A 7,327-nucleotide genomic window follows, 5' to 3' on the forward strand; every position below is an offset into this window, starting at 1 on the left:
TTATAGGGAGTTCTCCGCAGGCCGCAACCGAAAAGTTGCAAAAAAATGACTGACTGCTGCATTCCCCAGCAAAACCCTGCTTTATACCTTTTTACACACAGAGTTATCCACAATTGTTCATAGATCCTGGCGTGATCCTGCGAACCGAGTAGGAAGATCAACTATACTAGCGGCAAATATTCTCCTCCGCAGGCCACCTTCATGACCACACAACGCCTCACCCGTGACTGGCGTATCCCCACAGCAGGACTGATGTTGCTGGCGATCCTCTTTGCCGGTTTCACCCTGCATACGCACTGGAATGCCTTTATCCAGTGGTGCCTGGCCACACAAATTACGCTGCACCGTTATCTGGTGATGTATTTGCTGCAGCTTAATAACCACCAGTACAGCGGCGGATTATGGCTATTAACGGGAGCTTTCCTTTATGGCGTTCTCCACGCCATTGGCCCCGGGCACGGAAAGTTCATCGTGACGACCTACCTGACTACAAATAAGGAAAGCGAGCTGGCCGCCCGGGTCGTCCCTTTCCTTGGGAGCCTGATGCAAGGCGTCAGCGCCATTCTTTTCGTCTTTATTCTGGCAGTAGGGTTTAACCTCGCATCAGGGGATATCAGTACCAGCCGCTGGTATGTTGAGAAGATAAGCGCAGTACTCATTGGCGCATTTGGTGCATTTATCATTTACCAGTCGCTTAAGAGCCTGCGTCCGCACAGGATGACTATTTCAGCCATCAAGCCTCTCCATCAACATGACGAACATTGTGGCTGTAGCCACCATGGTGTGGGAGCGAATCTGACACAAGGTGACTGGAAAACCCGCCTGGGTGTGATTCTGGCAATTGGCGCACGCCCGTGTAGCGGGGCAATCATGATCCTGATGTTCTCGAACGCGCTGGGCATAGTTACCTGGGGGATGGCCGCAGTAATGACCATGTCTCTGGGAACGGCACTCTCTATTATGGGACTTTCACTGGCAGTACGTTACGCCCGTGAGCGCACCGTGGCCTGGTTTGGAGGAAGCTCCTCACTAAGATGGCTGGTACCGGTAGTCAAAATAGCCGGAGGGATAGTCCTGATCCTGTTTGCGACGATCCTGTTCCTGACAGTGATCCCCATCAGCGCCAATGGCGACTACATCGCCGCCGGATGCTAATAAAAGAAAACCCGCCGTTGGCGGGTTTTCTTTTATTACTCGTTGATGCGTGGATGCTGATCCACCAGTCGGGAGCGTTTTTTCTGCAGTTCTTCGATCTCTGCGTCAATATCCTCAATCTTCTGCTCTACATTATCGTAGTGCTCACGCAGGATCTCTTTCGCTTCCTGGATATCGGATGCGGCAGGCGTTGCCCCTTTCAGAGGACGATTTGCCGTCTCCTTCATCGCAATACCGGTAATCAAACCAATCACCGCTATCACCATCAGGTAATAAGCAGGCATCATGAGGTTCTGCGTGCTCTCCACCAGCGAGGCAGCAAGTGTCGGGGTCAGACCGGCAATCAGCACAGAAATGTTAAAGGCTGCGGCCAGCGCACTATAGCGAATGTGTGTCAGGAACATCGCGGGTAACGTGGAGGCCATCACCCCAATAAAGCAGTTAAGGATCACTGCCAGCATCAGCAGACCCGCGAAAATCAGCCCCAGTACATTACTGTTAATCAGAATAAATGCCGGGATTGCCAGGGCAAACAGCCCAACGCTCCCCAGGATAATAAACGGTCGACGGCCAAAGCGGTCACTCAACAGGCCCATAATCGGCTGCACAAATAGCATACCAACCATAATGGCGATAATAATCAGTACACCGTGATCTTCCGAGTAATGCAGGTTATGCGACAAATAGCTCGGCATATAAGTCAACAGCATGTAGTAGGTGACGTTGGTAGAAATAACCAGACCAATACAGGTCAGCAGGCTGCGCCAGTGCTTAGTGGCAATCTCTTTGAACGACACCTTCGGACCTTCCTGCAGCCCTTCACGGTCACCCTGCTCCAGTTGTTCGACGTGCTGCTGGAATGCTGGTGTCTCTTCAAGCGCATGACGCAAGTACAGACCAATGATCCCTAGCGGCAAGGCCAGGAAGAACGGGATACGCCAGCCCCAGTCGAGGAAATTATCTTCCCCTACCACGGTTGAAATCAGTACTACTACGCCCGCGCCCATGACAAACCCGGCAATCGAGCCAAAGTCCAGCCAGCTCCCCATAAAGCCACGCTTACGGTCAGGGGAATACTCTGCGACGAAAATCGAGGCACCGGTATACTCACCGCCCACGGAGAAGCCCTGGGCCATCTTACATATCAGCAGCAGGATCGGCGCCCAGATCCCGATCGTGGCATACGACGGGATAAGGCCGATACAAAACGTACTGATCGACATAATAACGATGGTGATGGCAAGGATCTTCTGGCGACCATATTTATCGCCGAGCATACCGAAGAACAGGCCGCCCAGCGGGCGAATCAGGAAGGGAACGGAAAACGTACCCAGTGCGGCAATCATCTGCAGGCTGGGGTCAGCCCCGGGGAAGAACACTTTACCTAACGCATAGGCCACAAAGCCGTAGACACCAAAATCGAACCACTCCATCGCATTACCGAGCGAGGCTGCGGTAATGGCTTTACGCAGTTTTGCGTCATCAATGATGGTGACGTCGCGAAGTGTAATGGGTTTAATCTTTTTCCTTCTCAGCATAGCTATCCTCGTTGACTCGGCCCTGTCTGTTTCACAGTCCAGCTTGCGTTCTGTGAACCATGGGATCCGCTCCATGCGAATCGCCTTATTCAAGCGTAGCAGGTTTACTTACATTGACGTTTCACGTCGATACAACCGAACCTGTTGACGCCTGTCTGGGCAGTTAATGACCTTTTTACCCTACCAGCGTTTATATTTGTGATCAACTTCACACTAAATCCCGTATATGGTCAGCTGAGTACAATATTTGTCAATTAGCGCCAATAAGAGCCGCCTCATCCCTTCAGAAAAATATCCTCACGCATGTCATTATTTCTTAAGCAATGGAAAAACAAATCGCATTAATTCACATCAGATTTACATAACCCCCTCCATCAAGAACACATCCAAAAATTTACATTGAATATGTGACAAAGATAACTAAAACACTGTTTTGTTTTTGTTGAATCAATATTCCATTGATCGCATGATAAATCCGAATACAACATTTCACGTGTTCTCCGACATGGCTAATCGAGAACACGTATTTACTTTTGCTGAATGACTATCGAAATTAATACACATTAAAAGACTCAATCAATTGAATTTATTGACTTATTTCTATCGATCATCTCCCGCCTCGCGGGATCAGAGTGAGGGTTATATATGAAGATTAAGGCCACGATAGAACGCATACCTGGCGGCATGATGCTGGTTCCGCTGGTACTGGGTGCCATCCTGAATACCCTGGCTCCTGATACCGGGGCCTATTTTGGTGGTTTCACAAAAGGAATGATAACCGGCACTGTCCCCATTCTGGCAGTCTGGTTCTTTTGTATCGGAGCATCCATTAATTTACGGGCAACGGGTACCGTATTACGTAAATCCGGTACGCTGGTGATAACCAAAATAGCGGTTGCCTGGGCTGTGGCAATGATATGCGCGATGTTCATTCCGGAGAATGGAATTCAGACCGGGTTCTTCGCCGGTTTATCAGTTCTGGCAATTGTCTCTGCGATGGATATGACCAACGGTGGGTTGTATGCCAGCCTGATGAACCAGTATGGAACGAAAGAAGAGTCAGGTGCATTTGTACTGATGTCTCTGGAATCCGGCCCACTGATGACGATGCTGATTCTGGGGTCTGCTGGCCTGGCATCATTTGAACCCCACCACTTTGTCGGCGCGATCCTGCCATTCCTGGTCGGTTTCGCCCTGGGTAACCTGGACCACGATCTGCGTGACTTCTTTAGCAAAGCCACACCGGTACTGATCCCATTCTTCGGTTTCGCGTTGGGTAACACCATCAACCTGAACGTCATTCTTGATACAGGCCTACTGGGTATTGTGCTGGGTGTGGCTGTTATCATCATCACCGGTATTCCGCTGATTATTGCCGACCGCGTGATTGGGGGAGGAAACGGAACGGCGGGTGTTGCCGCCTCTTCAGCCGCAGGTGCGGCGGTAGCAAACCCGGTGATCATTGCCCAAATAAATCCGGCCTTCGAACCGGTGGCCGCGTCAGCGACGGCACTGGTTGCAGCCAGCGTGATTGTTACCGCGATCCTGGTGCCCATCATCACGGCACTGTATGCGAAACGTTACGGAAATATGCAAGAGACCCAGCCTGAACCGAAACCAATACAAATGAATCATTAACACATTACTCCTTCCCCCCTGTGAGAAGAGGGGGGCAGAGGTAAGAGATTCACCCAAAAATCTCTTCCACCATCCCATCCACCAACCGTTTTGCCGAACAGAGTCTCGGCATACCCAGCGCGACAGTTTGCCAGTTTTGCGTCACCGACCAGCTCACAGGATGCTTATCCGCCTGGCACCAGTCACCCAACCAGCCCAGCATATCTTTATGATCGATCAATCCAGGAGAAGCAGGCGTCGTTAACCACTGGTGATAAAAATGGCGGGTAGAGGGAGACGCATTGATGCCTTGCGCCAGATAGTTCGCCGCCATGCTGCGTAAGTTATCCTTGAGCATTGCCGACACATCTTCATTTGCCAGGCGACATGCGTCGCCAAATGCCCCCCAGCGCAGTTCTTCCAGGACGACAAAGCAGCGCCCGGCCAGAGACCAGCCATCATAGAGCCCGGCTCGCCAGCGGGTAAAAATTTGCTCACTGTGCTCACCCGCCTGCACCGTTAATCCGCGTTGGGTCAGCGCCTTTTCTTTATAAGCTGCACGTTGAGTAAAATGAGAGGAGAGTTCAGCGTACTGCTGCATCAGGCCCGGTGATTGCGGAGCCCGCGGGTGAGTCTGCTGACGCAGCGCCATCAGTTTATCGGCCATCAGCGTCAGCGCGAGATGACCCGGGTCAAGCATACCGGCCAGTTTTTCTGCCAGCCCAAGGCGTAACGCCGCATTTTCATTGAGCATTCCAGCCATTGCCCAGGGTCGTAGCCGGGTATGCGTCATGATCTCCTGAGTCAAACGCTCACGAAACTGCAGCTGTTGTGGTCCCTGGTGGGGATGACGCGCCGCATCAACCCCCTGTACCAGATCGACCATAAATTTTGGATTAATGCACTCCAGCGTTCTCCCGGGACCGTCCAGTAGTTGTGTTGTCATGGTTGCTCTGCCGCGAATAGAGTTTGAATGTCATCGCGTAACAGTCGGGTATCTTCCTGAATCCACGTCGCAGTAGTGATACTTTGCTTCAACAACTGGCAGAGCGCTCGGGTCGAATGCTCATTTTGTTGACGCACTGCGAGGCTATCACGCAAGCTTTCCTGTAACCCGGTCAGGCATAACGAAAATTCTGCAAAGAACGTTGCCATTCCTGCCGTAACAGAGACATCGACCTGCGCGGATAAAGCTTTACGGATTTGTTCACAAAACTGCTCAATATGTTGCTTAAATTTGTCATGTAGTTGTGCAATATCGATTACATAACGCGTGCGCGTTTCGACATAATCATCCCAACCCCAGCCAGGATTATTGAGCCAGCGAGAGACCGTTTCACGCATGCTGCTCCCGCCAGATGGCTGACCCGCCGGGCTGTTATCCTGTGCAATTGCATCGTTAAACAGCGCCCGCGTGTTGAAGTTAAGCTGGTTGGCCTGAAACGCCGGGAAGCTAATCCGAGCTCGAAAACCAGCATGGCTCAGATGTTCTTTAATACGCGTTTCTATGGGCCTCATAGCTTCATTCAGTGAACGCGCCAGCGTAGACTCCAGTTGATCAAAACGTAACGCCAATTCCCGACAGATCTTCGTCTGCGCATCCAGCATGACCAGCTCGCAGGATGAACGGATTTTGCTCAGCACAATCTGCGCCTGCCCCTCATCCTCCAGCATCAGCTGTTTAAGCGCTTCCGGTTCATCGTGACGAAGATTCAGCGGATCGCTCCCGGCTAAATCAAGAATATTGTGACGGCTAAAAATATGACCAATCGCCTGCTGAAGCGCACTTTTCTGCAACGCCATAAAGTCATCCGTTGCATTCAGCGCTTCCTCGACTTCATGCTTCACTTCATCGCTAACCACCTGCTGACGCGTCCGCAGTTGCGCCATATCCTCTTCAATCCGCGTAATATTGAGTTCGAGTTCCTCAAAGGCCACGGTCAGCCCCTGATAACGAAAATCGAGATACTCCCGGGCATTTTGCGCGTAGTTTAGAAGCTTATGCGACGCCAAACGCAGCGCAAATAACGACGCATTGGCATAGGCGGCGTAAATCAGTTTGCGTATCGGTTGTTCAAATAATGAATCTTCCCACAACAGATCGGCGGCATGACGAATATGGTCGATATCGTCCAGGTCCGCCGTACGCCAGCGCCGTCCCAGGGCAGCTTCGGCAAAATCCTGAACCCAGGGTTGATCCTGATGATCAGGCAGTTGTCCGTGGGTGATCATCTCGTAGCGGGCGCGGTTCGCCAGATACGCCCACATTGATGAAACAGGATAGATCTGCCCGGGTGAAATATTGCCTTTCATGAGCGTGCCAGAGATCATCGCTCTGATCTGTTCTTCATCGTCGCTATTACGATCTTTCTGATCGAATTTATTGACCAGCGCATACAACGGCACTGATTTCCCCGCTACCGAAATAGCCTGGCGGACCTCTTCATCAGAAATAGATTTAAGCTGGGTGTAATCCATCACTGCCAGCACCGCCGACGCACGGGACAACTGCTCGCTAAGCATTTTTTGCAGATGCGGTTGTCCGGCCTCATTAGGCCCTGGGGTATCGAGTAGTGTCAGCTGACCAAGGTGAGCATCCAGACCCGCAAGATGCACGAACTCCACTTCAATCACCGGAATGTGTTCGATAGCCGCATACTCAGAGAAGGGAAATTCGACACCCAGTGCCAGGGAGAGTCTGACCAGGTCATTGAGGCTTTTCAGACAATGAAATATCGGCTGCGCGCCCAGGTGATGCTTCTCAAAAGCTTCCCCTTTTTCAATTCGCTCCAGCAGCATATTCATGTCTTTATCAATTTCCAGACGCTGAGCCAGTTTCCCACGATCGTTATCGCAGAGCTTTTTCTGTAGCAGTCGGATCAAATCATCAATCGGCGAGACATGAGAGAAATGCAGCACTGGCTCCTTCTGACCCGGTGTGGCTTTGTTGAATAAATCGAACTTTTGCTGAGTTGAAGGATCAGATCACGCATCTTCCCGACAACGCAGACCGTTCC

General features: G+C 51.3%; 4 protein-coding genes and 1 pseudogene. 2 read left to right on the forward strand and 3 right to left on the reverse strand.

Annotated features, from left to right (window positions below):
• Positions 1-201: 201 nt before the first annotated feature.
• Positions 202-1,155, forward strand: a complete 954-nt coding sequence (locus tag V6E55_RS24535; RefSeq protein WP_108089431.1) for a nickel/cobalt transporter — start codon at positions 202-204, stop codon at positions 1,153-1,155.
• Between the two features lie 35 nt (positions 1,156-1,190).
• Here V6E55_RS24535 and proP read toward each other — a convergent pair whose 3' ends face one another.
• Positions 1,191-2,693, reverse strand: a complete 1,503-nt coding sequence (gene proP, locus V6E55_RS24540; RefSeq protein WP_316944083.1) for a glycine betaine/L-proline transporter ProP — start codon at positions 2,691-2,693, stop codon at positions 1,191-1,193.
• Between the two features lie 645 nt (positions 2,694-3,338).
• Here proP and kdgT point away from each other — a divergent pair.
• Positions 3,339-4,331: a 2-keto-3-deoxygluconate transporter gene (gene kdgT / locus V6E55_RS24545; RefSeq protein WP_114979500.1), complete on the forward strand. Its 993-nt coding sequence runs from the start codon at positions 3,339-3,341 to the stop codon at positions 4,329-4,331.
• A gap of 49 nt (positions 4,332-4,380) precedes the next feature.
• Here kdgT and V6E55_RS24550 read toward each other — a convergent pair whose 3' ends face one another.
• Complete coding sequence (locus V6E55_RS24550) at positions 4,381-5,256, reverse strand: YjcZ-like family protein (RefSeq protein WP_236920679.1); 876 nt, start codon at positions 5,254-5,256, stop codon at positions 4,381-4,383.
• Positions 5,253-7,250 (reverse strand): annotated as a pseudogene (locus tag V6E55_RS24555) (clamp-binding protein CrfC); the annotation flags it as partial. The pseudogene V6E55_RS24555 and the gene V6E55_RS24550, both read right to left, overlap by 4 nt.
• Between the last annotated feature and the right edge of the window lie 77 nt (positions 7,251-7,327).

The organism is Enterobacter sp. 342 (assembly GCF_036663495.1).
GTDB lineage: Bacteria > Pseudomonadota > Gammaproteobacteria > Enterobacterales > Enterobacteriaceae > Enterobacter.